This window comes from Runella sp. (genome assembly GCF_965279615.1).
In the GTDB taxonomy this organism is placed as follows: Bacteria; Bacteroidota; Bacteroidia; order Cytophagales; family Spirosomataceae; genus Runella.
This window is the reverse complement of sequence record NZ_OZ257252.1, coordinates 3901388-3919659: the sequence shown is the minus strand read 5'-3', so window position 1 is coordinate 3919659 and position 18272 is coordinate 3901388. Positions and strand designations below refer to the sequence as shown.

Genomic DNA, 18272 nt, shown 5'->3' with positions numbered 1-18272 from the left:
GGTAGCTTTGGTCGAGTTAGGACAAAGGTAAAACTATTTATCCAATTGCATTAAGTCAAAATACATTTGACGTGTCGATTGACTTATATCAGTTTCTGTCAGATATAAAAATCCTTTTTTTTCGTAAAAACCGGTGGATTGAGCGTAAGCGTCAACTGTGATAAAACGACAGCCTGTTTTGTTGTTCTCAAAAAAGAAGTACTTAATAAAATCAATAATTTGCGTACCAACCCCTGTTTTTTTGATTCTTTTATTTACAGCAAGCCTACCAATTTTTACACAGGGATACGTATTGAAGCGTTTACTATTGGGTATTTTTCGCTGGAATCGATTTCTTATTCCTTTAAAATCTTCCGATGTAAGTTTGTCATTTAAGACACAAAAAAATCCTAATATTTCGTTTGTCTCCGGATCTTCAATGATATAAGTAACTGCCAATAATTGCTTTTGATATAATCTGGCGTCTTTATAAAGAAATTCGTTTAAATCATGGTCGTCGCAATCGAATACTTTGGTTTCGATGGGATAATCATGATTTAAACGAATTAGGCGAAACTGATCGGACATGAATACTAATAGAAACGAATATTAGTCAACCAGTTTAAATTTTTTGAAGTTCTCCTTCATTTTTTGCATTTCTGCAGCGGACACTTTTGTCTTTTCGGACTTTGCAATGTTATTGGCAAAACGAGCCGCATCTCTACCCTCTAATATGGGTGTTTCCTTAATTGGTCGTGCCATGTTTTGTTTAGTTTTTATATTAACGTGTATTCTGACTAGCAACCATTTTGCATTCAGATTTGTGTTTAATAAGCGATGCATGAAATATAGCATTGCTATTTTACGCTGCAAAATTAATGTTTTATAAGTACATTTCCAAATGCAACTTACTTGCAATCAGTTGATTATCAATGAATTACAACAATTGATGTATTTTAGAAATTTGATGTAATTTGTGTTTTTAAGCCATTAGGAACAATCATAACTGCTCTGGGGATGGGAGATATTAAATGTGCCGAACGTAGTACAGAAGGCAAATTAGGTACAGTGTAGACAGTTTTGACTACACTCTTAGATGTGTAGATGTTAATACTGCATTTCTTGTGACTTAAGGTGGTTGTTTTAGCAAAAAAAACTAAAGAGTTTTTACATATTTTTTCTCAGTAATGCATTTTTATTCGTAGAAATTATACAGAATTCATCATTCTGCGTCAAAATCTGCGCCGCGAATTGCGATAAGAAATTGCACTATTCCTAATTTTGTGACGTTTCCAAACCCCTTCTCATCAAAGTGTATATTTGTTCATAACAAAAGACCTCTCACTTAAAGAGGTCTTTACGTTTAGCTTCCTATAATGTATAGGTGATCTTTACCCCTTTGACCGACATACGGTTTACAGTTGGGGTTGCGGTATTGTAATTCCAAACGCCCGTCCCGTAGTTCCCGGTTGAATTGACGGGCGATACTTGTATCGTATAATATCTTTCGGCCGTTACTGCACTGGAAAATAAAGCACTTGTCAGCGTCGTGATGGTATAAGGCTGTGGATTGGCGGTATTTTGAAACAAAGTGGCATGAGCTATACTATTGGCATCATCAGCCGCTGTACTGCTGAATACAAAGCGAAGGTTATTGGTTGGGTCATTGTCGGTAAAATATACCTGCACCTGAGTGACTGTCGCACCAACGGGTATTGTTGCCGCCGCCACCAGATCTTCCGAAATATTATTACCCATTATGTGAGCATCGCTATAGAACCCGAGGGAGGTAAATGTTCCTCCGCCACTATTGTAACGTCGTTGGAAATCCTGAGGAGGAATCATTACGGTATAAGTTTGGACTGCTGCGGTCAGGGTGCCGTTAGCGTCTGCGCTGACAGTTCTACTACCTGTTCCTGCCAAACTTGAGGCACGAATATTGCCCTGAACCGTTAATTTTTCGGCAGGGACAGTCAATACCGGCAGACCGATACCCACGTTGCCGGGTTTACCGTTACTTGGATTTAAAATAATGTTTCCATTGTTGCTGAGGTAGAGCTGAACACTTGCGTTTGCGGTCGAAAATATCAAGGGGTGATTAGTGGTGGTTTGCAGCCAGCCACCCCAGTGAATAGAACCGGGATCATCTTCAACATACGTATTAATTCGAATCGTTCCGGAGGTATGCTCCAAACCATATGTTTCTGTCGCGGTTTTTGTTTTGACACTGGCAGAGACACTCGGATCAAGAATAATGGACTGAGCAAGGGCGGTGTTAGCCGCAAACAAAAGAAGCGTACAAATTTTTTTCATGTGACGTTTTAGATTAAGTGTTTTAGTTTTATACAAAAAACTCAATAAATAATTGTATTGTTTCTATCTTTAAGTCACAACTTACTAAACGGTAACGGCCAAAAAAACGCCGTTTCGGTTTCCCGTAAACGGCGTAGTACTAAGAGAGTTATATGCGCTAAAACCTCCGTCGTGCATTACGATACGTTATTATTGAATTGTCTTTCTGAATACGTTTTCTAAATCCATCTTCATCCAAAAAGAAATCAGTTTTCGGTAGCCTGTCTACCGCATCATTGAACTTGCCTCCCAAACGGTCAATGTTCATGTTCAACTGCTGGGCAATGGCATAATGCATATTTATCTGCGCTTTCTGCTGTGACACCTGCAAATTCTTGGCCATGTCAGAGGTGATCTGTGAGCGGCCTATGACGGTATTCAATTCCTGAGATTTGAACTGATCGGCCAGCATCCGCGTCGTTTCGGCATGAGTATAAATTTTATCACCACTCTTCAGTGGCACAATCGACGGCTTTTCATGCAGGAAGTATTTGCCCTGTGATTCGTGAAGCTCTGCTCCCTCTTCGGCCACGAGGGCAGGACCCTCGGGAGCGTTTTTAGTCCCCTTTTTAAAGGCCGGTAACGGCGTGGCCAAAACTGTGGCCAATCTGACGGCTCCCTGTGCGGCCACGATGGCGGCAAAGGCAATGCCCAATGGTCCGGGAATTTGAGAGTATGCTTTCATAGTTGCAACAGCCGTCTCCGTAGCGATTTGGAAAACGGACAAAGCTTTTTGATCTTTCGCCTGTTTAATGCGAAGCTCTTTAATTCGGGCATCCATGCGTTTCTCAATCGCTTCTTTGGCTTCGGCATTTTCACCCGCCAATTTCATTTCATACTCTTTTTGTGTTTGCAGACCTGCGATATCACGTTCACGGTAGGCGTTGGTTACTTCAAAAATTCCCTGCACGGTCATGGTAGCCAGTTGGATAGACTCTTCCACTACCATACGTCGATTCTGTACATCCTGTAAATAAAGCTGCTTTTTAAAGTCAAACTCTGCCTGTGCTGCATCTTTACGCTCTTTGTTTCCCCTAAGTTCAGCATCCTGAATCTCTGATAATAACGACATCAACTCCTCTTTTTCTTTCTGCTTAACTCCACGAAGGCTTTTTGAAAAGCTGATTTCCAGACTTTGGCGCTCGGATATAAACTGTTTTTCCAGTAAAAGCCTTTCTTCAAGAGCTTTGCGTTGCGCCTCAAAGTCAGCCGTTTTAATGGGCTTTTTCTGTGTTAACGCCGTCGTGTCCAAGTTGGGCGTAAGTGTATTGGCACTGTACGTGACACGTTGAGGGTCAAGATAATTATTAAACTCTCTGAGCTTTGCAGGAATATCGTAGCCTGTTTCTTTGGAAATTTTCGTGATGTAACTATACAGTTCTTTCCATTTGTCGATGCTCTTTTGGGGCAGATCAATGGCTTTGCCGTTACGAACGTCGGCCAATGCATCATCCAACAGCACATCCTGAAGCTTTTCCAAATCTTTGAGAAGGGCTTCAAGCTGGGTGAGTTCTTTGTCTTTATCCTTTTCCTTTTTCTTGTTATCAGCATCGTTTTTCTTGGCATTTTCAGCCCTGAGCTGACCCTCTCTAAGCTCTGCTTTATATACCTTATCATAGCCCGCCAAAATGAGGTCGTACGCCCGTAAGAAGTTTTTATCGGCCTCCAACTGCGCCTTATTTTCATAAACGGTGGAATCCAAACGGTCTTGGATAGCCTGACGTTGATCATACATGCGCCGATATTCCCGGCTCATTGCCCGTCTGTTGTCAATCCCCTGAAATGCTGCTATTTTATCTTCAACCGTTTGACCGTCAACCGTTACATTACTGGAGCTTCCTGCCAAACGGTATAGTTCGCGAAGTTGACCCACCAAATCGGCCACTTTAGAGGTGACACGGCCAAAAAAGCGGGTAACCCCCGATTCACGGGAAAATTCATCAATAAATAAAGAGGTCTCATTTTTCAGGCGATTCATTTGCCCGCCCATCGTCTCCAGATTCTTGGCGGCGTCTTTACCATAGGTTTTATCCATTTGACGGGCAACTTTCGGCAGTACCTGTTCTGCCAAAACCTCTCCCTTTTGCATCATTTTGTCAAGCTCGGCAGTGGTAATACCCATTGCTTCAGCAAGCAGTCGGTACGCTCCCGGAAGACGGTCGCCGACCTGGCCTCTCCACTCTTCGGCCTGAATACGTCCCTTCGAGATGGCCTGTTCAATTGCTTTGAGGGTACCTTCGACCTCTTCGTTGGATAATTTAAGTGCTGCACCCGTCTTGACAACACCCGCAAAAATATCCCTGACCTTACCACCTTCCAACCGTGTACCTTTGGCCGCAGCTTCCAATTTGGTAAACGTTGGATAAAGTACTTCAATAGCCGAACCCGTATCATTGGCCAGTTTTTCCAGAAAAACCAGATTGGCATTAAAGCGCGCCGTACTTCCCGACGCTACTTCCAAGGCTGTACGATACCGCTCAAAACTATTGATAACTTCAAAGGTTTTTGTAATAGCAGTCAATGCACTGTCAACCCCAAATGCGGCACCTGTAAAAGCCAACAGATTACCTCTTACCCCGTTGAGTGCACTTCCATAATTTCCGACTGACCGCTGATGTTGCCCCATGGAAGCATCCATCCGTTTGAGTGCCGCATCGTTTTGCTGAATCTGATACAGTAAAGCGACGGCTTCCTTATTATTCTTGTTGATCTTGCCCGTGTTGATGTCAAAGGCATTGTCAAGGTTTCTGAGGCGTGTGCGAAATTCGTTGGTTTCTTTGGAAAGTTTGGCGTAGGTATTGACAACGCCGCCCAAGGTTTGATTTACCGCTTTGAGGGTAGTATTCTGGGCGTCAATGGCCTGTTTTGCCAGCTTGACCTTATCGGCGATCTGTTGCTGCTGGGCTTTGAAATCGGCGGCTTTGGGGTCAAGTTTGTCGTATTCTTGGTGTAAAAGCTTGAGAGAGCCTTTCAGGTTGTCAATGCTGATCTCGTTGGCTTTTTGGGTATCGGTGAGAGAGGCTATGATTGCCTTTAACTCCTCATGTCGTTTGATGGAGTTTGACAGCTTTTCGGATTGCTGCTCAAACTTTTGATTGGATCCTGATTGTGCGGTATTAAGGGATTTTATTTCCCTGATCAGGTCGGTTATCTCTTTGGCGTAAGAGGAAAGCGCCGTTTTGACAATGTTACTGCCATCGGCAGTATGCTGAACAAACTTCTGATATTCAGCATCCAGAGAGCCGATTTTGCGCTCTAAGCCGTCAAAATCAAAGAGTTTTTGGTATGAAATCATGTGCCAAAGCGTTAAAGGTTGCTTTGGCCGGTTGTCGGGGAGTGGTCAGGGCAAAGATATAAAAAAAGGAACTCATTTAAAGTGAATCCCTTTAGCTAAAGCCGTCATAAACCGCATCGGTTATCTAATCGTCCGATTTCTTGGTTTTATTTATTTCGTCCAGGTAAAAATCAGCCTGCTTTTGATATTCTTCCTCAGTGATTGCTCCCGATTTCAGTTGCAGTTTTAATATATCTATTTGTGCTTCGTTGGCTACTGCAATAGTCTTTTCAATTGAATTGATAAGCTCCTGCCTTTTTTTCTCAAGATCATTGCTCATTTGTTATAAATTTATTTTTATGATTATCTGCCTCATCAAGCCATTTATTCACTTCACGATCAAACTCCTCATCAGAAATTTGACCGGCATCATGCAGTCTATTTAATTCGTCTATCCACACCTGCCGGGTTATCTGTAACGCCGACTGTGCTTTCTTTAAAAGTTCCTGCCGTTCCGATTCAAACAAAGCTACATGCTGCCCGTCTTTGGAAGCGATCTTTAATTCATCTTTCGTAAGTACCAGCTCGTGCTGCTTTTTAAGATCACGAACAGCCGCCTCGTATTCACGGCGGCTGATACGGTCGTCAGGACGTTTGAAGTTCAGATAATAGACCAATAGGACGGCGACAAACACGGAAAGAAGCATAAAAGCAATTGTTTTTAACAAAATTACCCAATTATTGGCAGTAATTCAATTCAGCTTCCGAATTATCCACCAAGCCTATTCTATTGATATTCAGTGACAATGTCGGGTCATATTCCAACCTGCCGATATTGGAAAGATTGGGTGCATGTTCAATACCATTGACATAGATCAGGCTGTGCTGTTTCAGGGTTTCAATGGCTTCATTGGTCTCCTTATCGGCAGGAGCAAACGTTAGGGTGCGCGTCTTTTTGGAGTTGATCGAGTAGGCCCGTTCCTTACCGGTGGTTTCCGCCCGGTATACCTCCCCATCAAAAATAACATCTTCGGCATTGTCCAGAATGGGCAAACGAAACTGCTGGTAAAACGTGGGCAGAAACGCATAGTATACCCCAAACAAATGCGATTTCAGGTTATTGCGAAACTTTACCACAACCGTATTCAACCGAATGTATTCGGCATCACTAATGATCTGCACGGTATTGGAGTAATTAGCCCCGATCTGAAGTCGGTAGCAACCGTCGGCAACCGCAGGACCTGTAAAGCTGCCGTAGTTGTGAAACTTAGCCCCGTTTTGAATGGTGAGTACATTGGCTGTGCCGACATTGACAACAAACACCCCTGCCAATGTATACAATTTCACATCAACAGGGTCTGTGCCGCCGATGGCCACAAAGTCAGGGGTATTGATATAGAAGTACGACGTTTCTCCGGGTACCAAAATGGGCATGGGGTTTTCGGCATCATCGTCAATAAGTGGATGCGGAATAGGCGTTAGGGTTTCTGCCTGATTGTCGAACCAGCGTAGAAAGTTATGTTTGTTTCGTTGCATTGTACCAAAGCTTAGAGGTTGCTTCGGTCACTTGGGGGTTGTAAGGTGTAAAGATAAAATAAAAATTGCTTATTTTGAGCGTGAAATTATTGAAGTCTTATCAAATGAATTAACCCATGATTATAGGAATTATTCTATCCAGATACGCTGCAGAACGTTTACCCGGTAAACCATTGATTAAAATTAAAGGTAAGCCAATAATCCAAAGAGTGTTTGAGCAGGCCAAGCAAGTGAAGTCATTGTCTATGGTTGTAGTTGCAACAGACGATGAAAGAATTGCCAAGGTTATAAGTGATTTAAATGGAATGGCTATTATGACCCGAAAAGACCATATTAGTGGCACTGATCGTTGTTGGGAGGCATATCAACATTTGGTGAGTCAAAAATTCATAGTACCAGATGCATTAAATTATATAATAAATATCCAAGGCGATGAGCCTTTTATAGAGCCTGCTCAGATAGATGAATTAGCAGCAACTTTAAATGGCAGTATAGAACTTGCCACACAAATATGTCTTATTGAATCACCTGATATTCTTAAAAACATAAATGAAGTCAAAGTAACAGTTGACAACAATGGTAATGCTCTTTACTTTAGTCGAAATCCTATTCCTTACATTTATCAAGTTACCCAAGAAGAATGGCCCATTCATCATAAATATTTTAAGCATATCGGATTGTATGCTTATCGTTCAGACATACTTAGTAAAATTGTTCAATTACCACCCTCTACTTTGGAATTGTCAGAATCACTAGAACAATTAAGGTGGCTGGAGGCTGGTTTTAAAATAAAAGCCAAGCTTACAACCTATCAACCGCAGGATGTAAATACAGAAGAGGATTTAATGAAGATTATAAATAAAATAAATATAAGCTAGCCTTTGTATTTAAATTTAGGTTTTTTATCGCCAGCCTTCTTGTTTTTAAAGACATCACGTTCTTTTTTTAGTTTTTCAGCTATTAGTGGTATTGGGTAATATTCATCATAAAATTGATGAGGATTCACCTTTTTTTCCATTGGTAATATACATTCTGTAAAAAGTACAATTCCTCCTGCACTACATATTTTTTCTGCAGTAGCGTCATTTATGCAACCATCTTGGTGTAACGTTGCTACATCCCGATAAAAATATTTAACTGTACGTCTGGCATCTTCTAGCTCCAATGCCCATCCTTCTTTATTCAGGTATGCAGCATACCAAATATTAATGAACTCCTCTCGATGTTTTTCTGTATATTCTTTTTTAAAGGCCCCTACCTTTTGAAGTGCTTTGTGCATTTTTTCATCACAGTATCTGGTATAAAACTGATAAGATATATTGCCTTTTGTAAGCCTTCCTGCAATGAGAGCATAATAGGCAGATACAGCAGCACCAATGCAGGAAACGACAGAACCCGCAGCAACTACAATTTCTAGTAAATTTAAATTCATAACATTAATAAGTTAAGGATTAAGGTTAAGATATTGAACGCGCTATTTTACTTTTTCAGAAGGATAGGATTATGAAAATTATACTAATCAAGGCTTAAAAAAGTTATCAAGCGGTTGAAACCTTAAACAATCCTATTCGTCAGTTGTAGTTTCGTTACGTTTTTGGTAGAACTCCATTTTGGTCAGCAGTTCAAAGGCGGTGAGCTCCCCCGCATTTTTACAGCCATTTTCCTCCAGAATGGTCAGGGTATTTTGAAAGGCTTTCAGGTGCTGCACCAAGACGTTTTTGGGATGCTCGGGTGTGAAGATCGGCGGTTTGTCGGCCCTTAGTAAACTTACGAACGCCGCCCTTTTTTCGGCCTGCGCTTTTAGGTTTTCCGGGTCAATGACGCATTCGGCAGATGCAATGATGTATTTACGTCTACGTTCCATTCGGGCGATGGATTGTCGATCCAACTTTTTGCTATGCTCAGGAAAGAAGTGTTTGAGTTCGGCTTCCAGTTTTTTTTTACATCTTCCAAACTTTCGTTTAAAATAGTGGCAGTCAATCCATCGTCAGAGCATTGCTGTACAATACCCTGTAAATAATCGTGGTCATAATTCTTCAAAGGCTCCCCATCAATGTTAGCAATGAGACACGCCCATGCGCAGTGCAGCGGATTGAAATTCATGGCCATGTTCTGCAAAGTATAATCGGCATTTTCCAATTCAATGACCGCTCCCGCCAAATCTTCTGTCTGAAGGCGCAGAATGGCACCCGAATAATGGCGGCGCACATCTTCAATGGTTGAGCCGGTACCTGACTGATTAATGAGGTAGAAATGAAAGAAGTTCTCGGCAACCGCCGGAATAGACATCGAGTCGTGAAGCTCCAGCGTCAGGGTATTGAGTTTAATTTTTTTCATTGGTCAGAATGATTCGTGGTAGGAGATAAGAAACGATTGTAGCGCAACACAGTGCGCCCAAAATTGCCCCGGCACCTACCTTTGTTATTAAAAAAAAGACAAGGCTAACCCAAAATGACCAACAGAAAAAACACGTCGTTTTTTTAAAATACGACTCAGTAGCGGCGAAAAACTTCCATTTCCACCCCAAAAACATAATAGCAGTAACAGCAAGGCTGACAACAATGATCAAATCTATCAAGTCGTGCATGGTGAATAGTATTTAGCGGTAAAGGTTAATTTCATGGCGGCATAAGGGTATTTGAAGTACCTCAAATCCACTTTGGAAACGTCATAACCCCTGAAAACCTCCAGAGGTTCGTCGGTGTATTCATCAAAACTTTTCAAACACGATAGCCGCCGCAGTTTTTCCATCAGATCGGCTTTCAGATTCTCGGTATAGGGATAATCCGATTTGTAGGTAAAGCTGATCTTTTCAAGATTCACCCACACGATGATGGATAATTGCCGCGTAGCTTCGGTACGGGCCAGCCGCCTGCCGACATCCCCTTCGGGGTATTTTTCGGGACCTTCGATCTTAATGAAGGTCTGCGAAGCCAAAAAGTCATTTTCCAGTACTGCGAAATACTCTCCTTTTCCCGAATAGGCAAAAGGCAACGCTTTGGGCTTGTCTCCAAGGCCTGTGACCTGTGTCCATGCGCGGCCATAGACATGTTGAATCCATGGCACAGTCCACAACGTATCAGTGATCTTTTGAATGACGGCATCCAATCCCACGGCATTGGGGATTTGGGTAATGCTAACGGGGTTCTTTGAATGCATGAGTGCTATTGTCAAATTTCTGTTCAAAGCTTTTTACCAGCGTTTCTTCAATGATCTCGGCGGTTTCGTCAATGTTTTTATCGGTCAGCCCTAAGATTTCCTCACCGTATTTACCCACGAGTGCCGCCGTCTTGGGGTCAGTGGCGTCCATTTCAAAGGCGTTTTGATGCGTTTTTACGAAAATACTTTTATGAAAACTGCCTTCGTCTTTCAGGGTCACGCGGTCGGTTGGTTGATTTTTGGCCTGTTTGTGAATGATCGTGAACGGCACATACGGCGGAGTGATGGCATGGCCGGTAGCGTCCTGACCCGCATTGAGCTGCTCAATGTTCAAATCTTCGATTTCGGCTTTGTGAGCTTCCACCGAGGCTTTGACCAATACGGCAATGTCGATGGATTTCAGGCCATCCAACAGCCCTGTGAATGCTTTTGCAACCATCAGATATGAACGATTTTAGTGATCTCTATACCAAATTCTCTTTGCAGGATTTCGGAGGCGTTTTTAATGTCATGGAATCTTGCTTCGTGCAGTTTAAAACCACCTTCAACCGCTTTAGTTACCCGTACATAATACAAACCGTCTCTTCGGAATGTATAGCCAACATTCAATTCTCCAAATTCTTCTTTCATGGCAGTGTGTTAAATGGCTCCTGTTCTAACCGCATACGCCACATCATTACACGGCAAACACACGCCCGAAAGTCCTGAAAAATCAAAGCTGATGGCATCGATTACCTTTTGCAGTTTTAAGTGAGGATTGCCATACTTGTTTGACTCTGAACCAAGCTCTGTAAACGCCAGATTAGAGGCTTCACTTGCTTCTTTGTTATTGCGCAGGGTGAACATGATCTCCTGAAGCAAATTGACTTTCAGGGTTTCGGCAATGCCCACGGCAAAATTCTCTTTCTGACGAATCACCGGATCCGTAATGTCACAGTGAATGCCGAAAATGAGATTAAGCCCCCAATTCGTCAGGTTGCAAAGCTCCATTTCGGATTCAAGCCATGTTTGGGTTTTGTCGTTTTCCAATAAACCTGTCGTCACGGCAATCGGACGCACAGCGACGTAAGGGTTCCAGTAACTGCGGTTCATGGCGTTGGGATGGCCACAACCGCTGCAATTCTCTCCCAGAAAATCCCACTGAGCATCATAGGCTGTACCCGTCAGATCGCTTTCGTAATAACCAAGAGTATAATACGCATCGGGCGAAAACGTCAGCTTGGGAGGCTCTGCATCTATCTTAAAGTCAACGTACTGAAACCGTTTGGTATTGGTGTAAACGGCCTGCACCGTACCAATGGGCGCGGCTTGGCTGCTGTGATACAGGTACAGCGTAAGCGTCTGATTGGCTGATAACTGAATGCCCACCTTTTGAATGATCATCAATACGTCCTCATAACGTCCTTTGATCTGAAAGCCCACAAACCGCCCCTGTTTGGCAATGATGGTCGACCCCTCTCCGTGAAAGAGCTGCTTTTCAATGAGCAGCGATTTGAAAGCCCCGGCTGTTTTTTTGGAAATAATGACCGAATTGACCACGGATGAAACGGCATCGGCGTACTTTCTTCGTAGAAATTCCGCTAAAAGTGTCGTGGGTTCCCACCATGCACCATTGTCTACAGGATGATTGGTATTACTGTCCTGAAGGGATTTACAATACTTATCACCATTGGCCACAACCTGCCCTTTTTTATAGGTTTTGCCTGCGTCATACTCATCCATTTTGGTAAACGGGCTTGCCTGCATGACGGCCTCAATGTTGCGAAGCGTCAACAGCGGATGCATACCATCCACGTACAACCCCGATGATGTTGTCAAAAGGTCGGCCGTCAGAAAAGCATCCTGAGTATCAAATGAGGGCCTGAACCCTACCAGTCCCGTCATGGCGGGCTGAATATCTTTGATTCGTATCATAATTACCTCCCTTCGGGATATTGAATTTCATCACAAAGAACCTGGATGAAATACTCGGCGGCTCCATTGGCTATATTGTGAATATCCTGACTGTCCAAGACCGATAAACCCTTCTCATTTTTATAGTGATCGTATTTATCCTTGAATGCCATTGCAATGTTTGCAACATAGGCTTGTCTAAGGCTTTTGTCTTTTCTTAAAGCATCGGTCAGAACATTGACAGCATTTGCTAAATCAGATTGGTTTTCAGTGCAATTTTCCATTGATGGATTGATTTAAAGTTTAAGGTCTCATTTCGGTATACCTCCACCCCTGAAAACCTGTATAAATAAGATTGGGGCAAGGGTGCCAATTGGCCATTACAATGCACTTTGTATTTCTTAGTTTGCCGATGTCGTGCGTCCATCGGTAATGCTCGGAAAGGTCAGTATCCACAATGTCAAAATAGCCTCTGATGAGTCCATCAAAAACCATGTAGCAGACCGATTCACCCAATACGATACTTTTGGGCAGGTTATTGGTATTGATGAGCCGGAACATTGGCCCATCTTCATCCCATTCGGTTGTTCCGTCACATTTTCGTAAAACTCTTTCAGCAACTTCCCATGATGAAAATTTGCTTTTGGGAATGGTTGTCAGAATGTTTTTCATAAAGAGCCATTTGAAACAAAATACCCCCGCCACAACGCGGACGGGGGTAAAGGGGAATTATTCACCAAAAAACAGCCAAAAGGCATTACTATCTATGCGACAGCCGAAGCTTTTACCACAACCGAACGGTTGGCGGTTGAGCTATACGCTTTCACGGCAGCAAAGTCAGCGGCAAAGTCCCATTGACGCACGTACACACGCTCAAAACCTGCGCCATACGTGCCTGAAAGGTCTTTGAAAGTACCGGTAAACAGTACTCCCCAGCTCATGCCGAAGGGATCGACCCACGTAAACATGAAACGACCTTCATCGTACGAACCCTCACCCGTCACACCGCCGGTTTTCGAGCGGGCATCGTGTTCGACGTAGTTCAAAAGCCCTAATGTGCCTTTGGGAGCAAGGTAGTGGAGTTCCACATCCAAGCCCGAAGGCACAATGCCGGTATCAAACTGCGTATCAAACCCGCTGCCGAGCATCGAAAGGTTTTGGCCCTGGTACTGACCCATGGTTTTGCGGTACAACTCCTGAGCGTAGGCTCCGACGTTGGCAAAATCGTGGTACGGACCGGTCAACTGCATTTCGCGCAGGTAGGCAGGCATCTTGATGTAGAAATCATTGATGGCCGCTGTTACCTTGTTGTTGGCGCCGTTGATGGCCAGACCGGGAATTGCAGTTGCAGGCAGTGCCTGATTGATGGACGCCTCCAAAAACGCCACGCAATACGCCGATAAGCTGTCGCCATCGGTACCGTACACCGCCCGTAGGTTTTGCTCCAGATCAAAGGCCAGTTGCGTTGCCGCACTGAACCAGTTCGAGGCGTTGTAAGCACCCACTGAGATCAGGGAGAAGGTACGGGTAAACCAGTTTAAGCCAACAACCGCCGACTGCGATTGTGATGGCGTAACATTCAAAGAACGAACCGTGCCGATGTCAGGGTCAAAGCGCTTGAGTACTGCGACTTCGACGGGACGTTTCGGGTCACGCATTTTAACGAGTTCATCAGCGCGAACCACACGCTTGGTACCTTCCATGAATCCGTTTACGATTCCCATTTCAGGTTTACGGAGTTCATCCTGTTTGAATGTATCCGTGGCAATGGAGGTACCCTTTTGAAATATGGTAGCATCTAAAAGAGCCATTGTAATAAAATTGACGGTTAGAAAATTGATTTCGTTTCCGTCGCTTGCGGTTGGTCGGTTGGTCGCCTGACCGGCTCTGATGCACTATGGATTGATTACTGCAAAGTGGGATTCACTTTTTCGTATTCGGCAAACTCTTTGTTAAATTCCTCGCTGCCTTGGGCAATACCCTGCGCGGCAAGTGCCTTTTGAAACTCGGCAAACGGAACGCTGTATTTTCCACCGGAACCGCCCTGTGGGTTTCCGCCCGTGCCGCCCTGTTGGTGAGAGCTGGGAGCCAACAACGGCCCGTAAAACTGCTTGGTAATGGCATCCACGCCCAAGGGTTTGCCCGCAGCGTCGGCCAAGGCTTTGCCGTCTTCTCCGTAAAAAGCCAGTAAACCGTCAGTGGTTTCTTCGGCTTTCATGCCCAGAAGCGAAGCCCGCACGAGGTTACGTTGCGCCTGTCGGTAGGCCTCAATTTCCTCGTTGGTTTTCAAATGGGCAGGAATGGCAATGTTTAAGGAATTGATGTGAGCATCTACCGTGGCCTTTTTTGTGCGCTCGAAAAGGGTTTTTTCCTTGTTGGCATTTGCTTCTCTCTCTTTCTTCAGATCATCTTCAAGGGTTTTAATCCTTGTATCCAAAAGGTCTTTGTCGGTTTGGTTTTTTGGGTCAGTTTGCACGGTAAGACGTTTTTTGATTTCATCAGGAAAAAAGTCAATCTCTTTAACACCATTGGGCTTTTGAACGCCCAATTGATCGGAAAACACTTTACCCCATGCTTCGTTGATTCGCTTCACTGCCTCACCGTCTCCCAGCTTTTGGGCATCGGCAATGGCTTTATCAATGTCGGCCTGGGTTTTAAGCACTCTGCCATCTTTGGCAAAATGGGCAGTTACCTCCGCAGAGGAAAAAAATTGGTTCGCTAAATCGGGGTTTTCGGCAAGTAATGCCAATAATTGCGCTAAGGTCATTTGTACGGGTGGTTAGAAATGGGTAATTGATTAAACGCGTGGAGGCCAATCCCAATAATGAGAGCCTTCAATGAGGTATTCTGCATCTTTGTGGCTTACACTCCATTCCTGACGCACAGGCTCACCGCCGGGTGACGCCAAAAAAAGTGACAAATTAACCATCGTATCACTGAATACCTGTGTGATGATGGCGGGTGCAGCCTCCATGCCGTTAGGAAGTTGCTTATCGACGCTGTTGCCCGGATGGAAAAAGACAATGCGACCTAATGAGGGTTTTTGCTCTGGCATTTTTATAAAATTTAAAAGATTGTTAAATTCTTTATTGGGGTTCGTGCAAAATCTTGGTTTCGATGTTGCCCAGCTTTTTAAGCGAATTCATGTAGTTCTCAAAGTCGTCTTTGTGAACCGGTACCAGTGCCCCCGTCATTTTTTCAACAATACGGGTGTTTTTGCCCGTTTTGAGGTACTTCTCAATGACGTACGTGTGTCCAAGGTCTGCACCTTTGACGGTCAATACCTCCGAATCATCCATGGAATGTTTGAAGGTTTTATCGGCAGGTACAACCACAGGCGTTTCAACTACGGGCGGTTGAGCCACGGGCGCTTTGGTGTTTTCCTGTGGAGCCGTTGGCGTTGCTACGGGAGCAGTTGCAGCTTTTGCTTTTGGCTCAGTTGCTTTGGTCGTTGACGGCGTTGGCGTTGCTACGGGAGCAGTTGCGGGCGTCGTTTCAGGCGACTTGTTCGACTCGTTTGGGGTCGGGGTTGTTTGACCCCCCTCCGAGGTTTGGAGTGATGCTGAGTCCGCTTCGTTGTTTTGCATAGCGAATTAATTGAGTTTGAATTGATTTAAGTTTGTCTGAGAGTTTTGCTTTTGAGCCAAACTCTTCAATGGTGATATTGTTATCCATTTCGAACTGCTCAATGAGTTGCGGCAGATCGGCCTTGATGCGGTATTCTACCGAGGCGGGGTCCAACAGACTCAGCGACAGATTGCGGTAAGGCTCCAAGAGGCGCATAATGGCCAGCCGTTTTTCCTGCGTATTGTTGTTGCGCACAATAAGAGCTTCAATTTTCTTAAGCTGCTCATCCAACAGGTACACGGGAAGTCCTGATTTTTTCATGCGGTCGAACTCATCCAGCATATCCGTCAGCGTCTCCAAATGGTACTGATCACCGTTCTTGAAAACGTAGCTGACAAACGCATTGCCGTAGCGAAGCTTTGCCGCCGTGGAAATGATGAAAGTGCGAACCGTCTGCATATTCTCCGCCCAATAGTTCAGCTTGGATTTGCGGGCTTCGAACTCATCTTTGATCTGATCCTGATTGACGGCATCTTTGCGGGTATCCTGCTTTTTCTTGCCCGTCAGCATTTCATACAGACGCTTTTCCAGTTCGTCGTTCTTCTCGGTGTAGTACTTCAACGGGTCGGTCGAGGCTTCAATAAACGAGGCCACTTTCGTCACGCCGTCTTTGAGCATGGCGGGCTTGATGTAGTACACCGTGCCGGGGCCACGGTGTTTGCGCGCCTCACAATCGGGACAAACCCCGTATTCGTTGTGCGCCTTTTTGAAATACCCACCCGAACAGCGACTGCCTTCACTTGACACGTAATTACAGGTTTCCTCGGGTACCTGCATCGATGGAAAAGCGGCGTAGAGATCAACATCCCGCTCAAAAGCCCGCTGCATGGCGTAACGGTCAAGCAGGGAAACCATCGGAATGATGGGGCCGAGGGTACGCAGGCCATTGGAACCCGAAAGCAGATCGCCCCAGATCAGGCAGGCAGGGCAGTAGCCTAAGAAATGAGCCACTTCCGATTTGTACTCAAAAGTATCTTTGTCGAAAACGCGGTAAAAGGCATCGTCAATGCCGACAAAGCCCAGATCGGTTTTATAAATGATCAGGTCAACGTTGCCCGCATTGTCTTTTTCGGCATCATGCACCTGATCGGCCTCCAGAAACGTCACAAAAGGCTCAGGGAACAGCGTTGTCTGCTCAGCGGGCAAATCCAAGACCGCAAACGTGGTCGGCTGCTCCATGACCAGATTGAAAACCCGGTCGGAATCAATGCTGCCCAGTTTGCTCTTTTGTAGATACTCCCGAAAATCCTGCGCCAGTTCGGGCGTGGCAAACTGCATTTCTTCGTAACGGTCATTGGCCGTAAAGACGCGGTTTAACTCATCCGCTGCGTCCTGAATAATGTTGGTTGAAATCAACGGAATGTCAAAGACCTTCCAAAAAGTATCCTGTTTCTTGGGTACCGTGATAATGGAATGCACCTTGTCACGAAACCGAAAGAAATGAGAACCCAGATCACCGATGCGCGTAGCGTTACGGGCATGGAACCTGCACCAGGCATTATCAGCAGCGGCAACTTTAAGAATTGACTGATTCCTGGGCTGCTTTATCCTTTCCTTTATTGCGTCTCGTGAGTATGCCACTTTCGTTGATTTCGTAGTTTTTGTCGTCAGGGTTCACAGTCCAGCATCTGCTGTTTGATTTGGCTTGAATCTCGAAAATCTTCAAAGCGTGCTGGTAATCGGTTTCAAGCGGGATGGGTTCTTTGCCTTCGGGGTGATCCTGCGAAAGCAGGTTGACTTTGGGTTTTGGAGCGTCGTCTTTTTCCATTACTGAAGCAGATCAAAAGGTGAGAAAGCGATATCTACAAGCTCAGTACCGACTGACCATCCGTAAGGCAGCATGAATGAGCCGGTCACGTAATCCCAATCGTCCTCAATCGACTTGATCGGGTCGGACACCTGCGCCGAATAGATGGGAATGCCGAAATAGTTGGTTGTGGACTTTTTAGCCCGTACCATGTTGTTTTCGTACATCGGCATAAAAGCCAGCTTGGTAGGCTGTCCGAAGCGGTTGGAAAGGGCAAACATTTTGCGAATCTCGGCCACGTCCGCAGCGGTGATGCTGTCAATGCGGAACGGAACGGAAATGGCTGCACCGTTGGCCAGACGGACCATACGGCGGGCTGACTGTGTTTCGACGGCACGGGCTTCGGTGGCGGGAATGGCAAAGTTTTCCAGTTCAGGCGTGAGAACAATGCGTGAAGTGGTGCTCAGTGCCAACTTGTCTGTCCATACACTTTGCAGCGTAATGTCGGTGCCGGGGGTAGCCGACGTGGTAAAGTCGGCCGTTCCCAAAATCTGCATAAAGGCGAGTTTGACCTCTTTGCCGGGATGCTTACAGATGTTTTGGGTTAAAGACGCCACAGTGGCGATTGTGGGACTACAGGCATAAATGAGTGACGGCATTTTATAAGGTTTTTAAAGTGAAGTATTGCACTTACAAAGGGGTTGG

General features: G+C 44.8%; 24 protein-coding genes. 1 reads left to right on the top strand and 23 read right to left on the bottom strand.

What is annotated here, in order from left to right; genetic code table 11:
• Nucleotides 1-33 precede the first annotated feature (33 nt).
• From ACQY73_RS16705 to ACQY73_RS16675, 7 genes are all read right to left on the bottom strand, one after another.
• On the bottom strand, nucleotides 34-567 hold the full coding sequence (locus ACQY73_RS16705) for a GNAT family N-acetyltransferase (RefSeq protein ID WP_428668127.1): 534 nt from the start codon (nucleotides 565-567) through the stop codon (nucleotides 34-36).
• 21 nt (nucleotides 568-588) lie between these two features.
• Nucleotides 589-741, bottom strand: coding sequence for a hypothetical protein (locus ACQY73_RS16700; protein ID WP_428668125.1), 153 nt, complete (start codon nucleotides 739-741; stop codon nucleotides 589-591).
• A 609-nt stretch (nucleotides 742-1350) separates the two neighbouring features.
• A complete protein-coding gene (locus tag ACQY73_RS16695; RefSeq protein WP_428668123.1) occupies nucleotides 1351-2292 on the bottom strand; it encodes a hypothetical protein in 942 nt (313 codons plus the stop codon).
• Nucleotides 2293-2449: 157 nt separating this feature from the next.
• The gene (locus ACQY73_RS16690; protein WP_428668121.1) at nucleotides 2450-5626 is read right to left on the bottom strand and encodes a tape measure protein; all 3177 of its coding nucleotides are present in this window, start codon (nucleotides 5624-5626) and stop codon (nucleotides 2450-2452) included.
• A gap of 124 nt (nucleotides 5627-5750) precedes the next feature.
• The gene (locus tag ACQY73_RS16685) at nucleotides 5751-5945 is read right to left on the bottom strand and encodes a hypothetical protein (protein ID WP_428668119.1); all 195 of its coding nucleotides are present in this window, start codon (nucleotides 5943-5945) and stop codon (nucleotides 5751-5753) included.
• On the bottom strand, nucleotides 5935-6312 hold the full coding sequence (locus ACQY73_RS16680) for an SHOCT domain-containing protein (RefSeq protein WP_428668117.1): 378 nt from the start codon (nucleotides 6310-6312) through the stop codon (nucleotides 5935-5937). Before ACQY73_RS16680 ends, ACQY73_RS16685 begins: the two co-directional genes overlap by 11 nt.
• 31 nt (nucleotides 6313-6343) lie before the next feature.
• Nucleotides 6344-7141, bottom strand: a complete 798-nt coding sequence (locus ACQY73_RS16675) for a hypothetical protein (protein WP_428668116.1) — start codon at nucleotides 7139-7141, stop codon at nucleotides 6344-6346.
• A 116-nt stretch (nucleotides 7142-7257) separates the two neighbouring features.
• Between ACQY73_RS16675 and kdsB the strand changes: the two genes are divergently transcribed.
• Entirely contained in the window at nucleotides 7258-8019 is a 762-nt protein-coding gene (gene kdsB, locus ACQY73_RS16670; protein WP_428668114.1) for a 3-deoxy-manno-octulosonate cytidylyltransferase, read from the top strand.
• Here kdsB and ACQY73_RS16665 read toward each other — a convergent pair.
• From ACQY73_RS16665 to ACQY73_RS16590, 16 genes are all read right to left on the bottom strand, one after another.
• Nucleotides 8016-8573 (bottom strand): hypothetical protein, encoded by a 558-nt coding sequence (locus tag ACQY73_RS16665; RefSeq protein WP_428668112.1) that lies wholly within the window; start codon nucleotides 8571-8573, stop codon nucleotides 8016-8018. The two genes, kdsB and ACQY73_RS16665, sit on opposite strands and share 4 nt — an antisense overlap.
• 132 nt (nucleotides 8574-8705) lie before the next feature.
• A complete protein-coding gene (locus ACQY73_RS16660; RefSeq protein ID WP_428668110.1) occupies nucleotides 8706-9005 on the bottom strand; it encodes a hypothetical protein in 300 nt (99 codons plus the stop codon).
• Nucleotides 8942-9478: a hypothetical protein gene (locus ACQY73_RS16655; protein WP_428668108.1), complete on the bottom strand. Its 537-nt coding sequence runs from the start codon at nucleotides 9476-9478 to the stop codon at nucleotides 8942-8944. The genes ACQY73_RS16660 and ACQY73_RS16655 overlap by 64 nt, the downstream gene beginning before the upstream one ends.
• Nucleotides 9479-9715: 237 nt before the next feature.
• The gene (locus ACQY73_RS16650) at nucleotides 9716-10300 is read right to left on the bottom strand and encodes a hypothetical protein (protein WP_428668106.1); all 585 of its coding nucleotides are present in this window, start codon (nucleotides 10298-10300) and stop codon (nucleotides 9716-9718) included.
• Nucleotides 10278-10739, bottom strand: a complete 462-nt coding sequence (locus ACQY73_RS16645) for a hypothetical protein (RefSeq protein WP_428668104.1) — start codon at nucleotides 10737-10739, stop codon at nucleotides 10278-10280. Before ACQY73_RS16645 ends, ACQY73_RS16650 begins: the two co-directional genes overlap by 23 nt.
• A complete protein-coding gene (locus ACQY73_RS16640; protein WP_428668102.1) occupies nucleotides 10739-10930 on the bottom strand; it encodes a hypothetical protein in 192 nt (63 codons plus the stop codon). The genes ACQY73_RS16645 and ACQY73_RS16640 overlap by 1 nt, the downstream gene beginning before the upstream one ends.
• Before the next feature lie 9 nt (nucleotides 10931-10939).
• On the bottom strand, nucleotides 10940-12214 hold the full coding sequence (locus ACQY73_RS16635; protein WP_428668100.1) for a hypothetical protein: 1275 nt from the start codon (nucleotides 12212-12214) through the stop codon (nucleotides 10940-10942).
• Between the two features lie 2 nt (nucleotides 12215-12216).
• On the bottom strand, nucleotides 12217-12477 hold the full coding sequence (locus tag ACQY73_RS16630; protein ID WP_428668098.1) for a hypothetical protein: 261 nt from the start codon (nucleotides 12475-12477) through the stop codon (nucleotides 12217-12219).
• Between the two features lie 19 nt (nucleotides 12478-12496).
• A complete protein-coding gene (locus ACQY73_RS16625) occupies nucleotides 12497-12865 on the bottom strand; it encodes a hypothetical protein (RefSeq protein WP_428668096.1) in 369 nt (122 codons plus the stop codon).
• Between the two features lie 92 nt (nucleotides 12866-12957).
• Nucleotides 12958-14004 (bottom strand): hypothetical protein, encoded by a 1047-nt coding sequence (locus tag ACQY73_RS16620; protein ID WP_428668094.1) that lies wholly within the window; start codon nucleotides 14002-14004, stop codon nucleotides 12958-12960.
• 95 nt (nucleotides 14005-14099) lie between these two features.
• Entirely contained in the window at nucleotides 14100-14960 is an 861-nt protein-coding gene (locus ACQY73_RS16615; protein ID WP_428668092.1) for a hypothetical protein, read from the bottom strand.
• Between the two features lie 30 nt (nucleotides 14961-14990).
• Nucleotides 14991-15248, bottom strand: coding sequence for a hypothetical protein (locus ACQY73_RS16610; RefSeq protein ID WP_428668090.1), 258 nt, complete (start codon nucleotides 15246-15248; stop codon nucleotides 14991-14993).
• Between the two features lie 31 nt (nucleotides 15249-15279).
• Nucleotides 15280-15780, bottom strand: coding sequence for a hypothetical protein (locus ACQY73_RS16605; RefSeq protein ID WP_428668088.1), 501 nt, complete (start codon nucleotides 15778-15780; stop codon nucleotides 15280-15282).
• The gene (locus tag ACQY73_RS16600; RefSeq protein WP_428668086.1) at nucleotides 15689-17401 is read right to left on the bottom strand and encodes a hypothetical protein; all 1713 of its coding nucleotides are present in this window, start codon (nucleotides 17399-17401) and stop codon (nucleotides 15689-15691) included. Before ACQY73_RS16600 ends, ACQY73_RS16605 begins: the two co-directional genes overlap by 92 nt.
• Complete coding sequence (locus ACQY73_RS16595; protein ID WP_428668084.1) at nucleotides 17337-17588, bottom strand: hypothetical protein; 252 nt, start codon at nucleotides 17586-17588, stop codon at nucleotides 17337-17339. Before ACQY73_RS16595 ends, ACQY73_RS16600 begins: the two co-directional genes overlap by 65 nt.
• Nucleotides 17588-18226 carry a hypothetical protein gene (locus ACQY73_RS16590; protein ID WP_428668082.1) on the bottom strand — a complete coding sequence of 213 codons (639 nt, stop codon included), beginning with the start codon at nucleotides 18224-18226 and terminating at the stop codon, nucleotides 17588-17590. The genes ACQY73_RS16595 and ACQY73_RS16590 overlap by 1 nt, the downstream gene beginning before the upstream one ends.
• Nucleotides 18227-18272 lie beyond the last annotated feature (46 nt).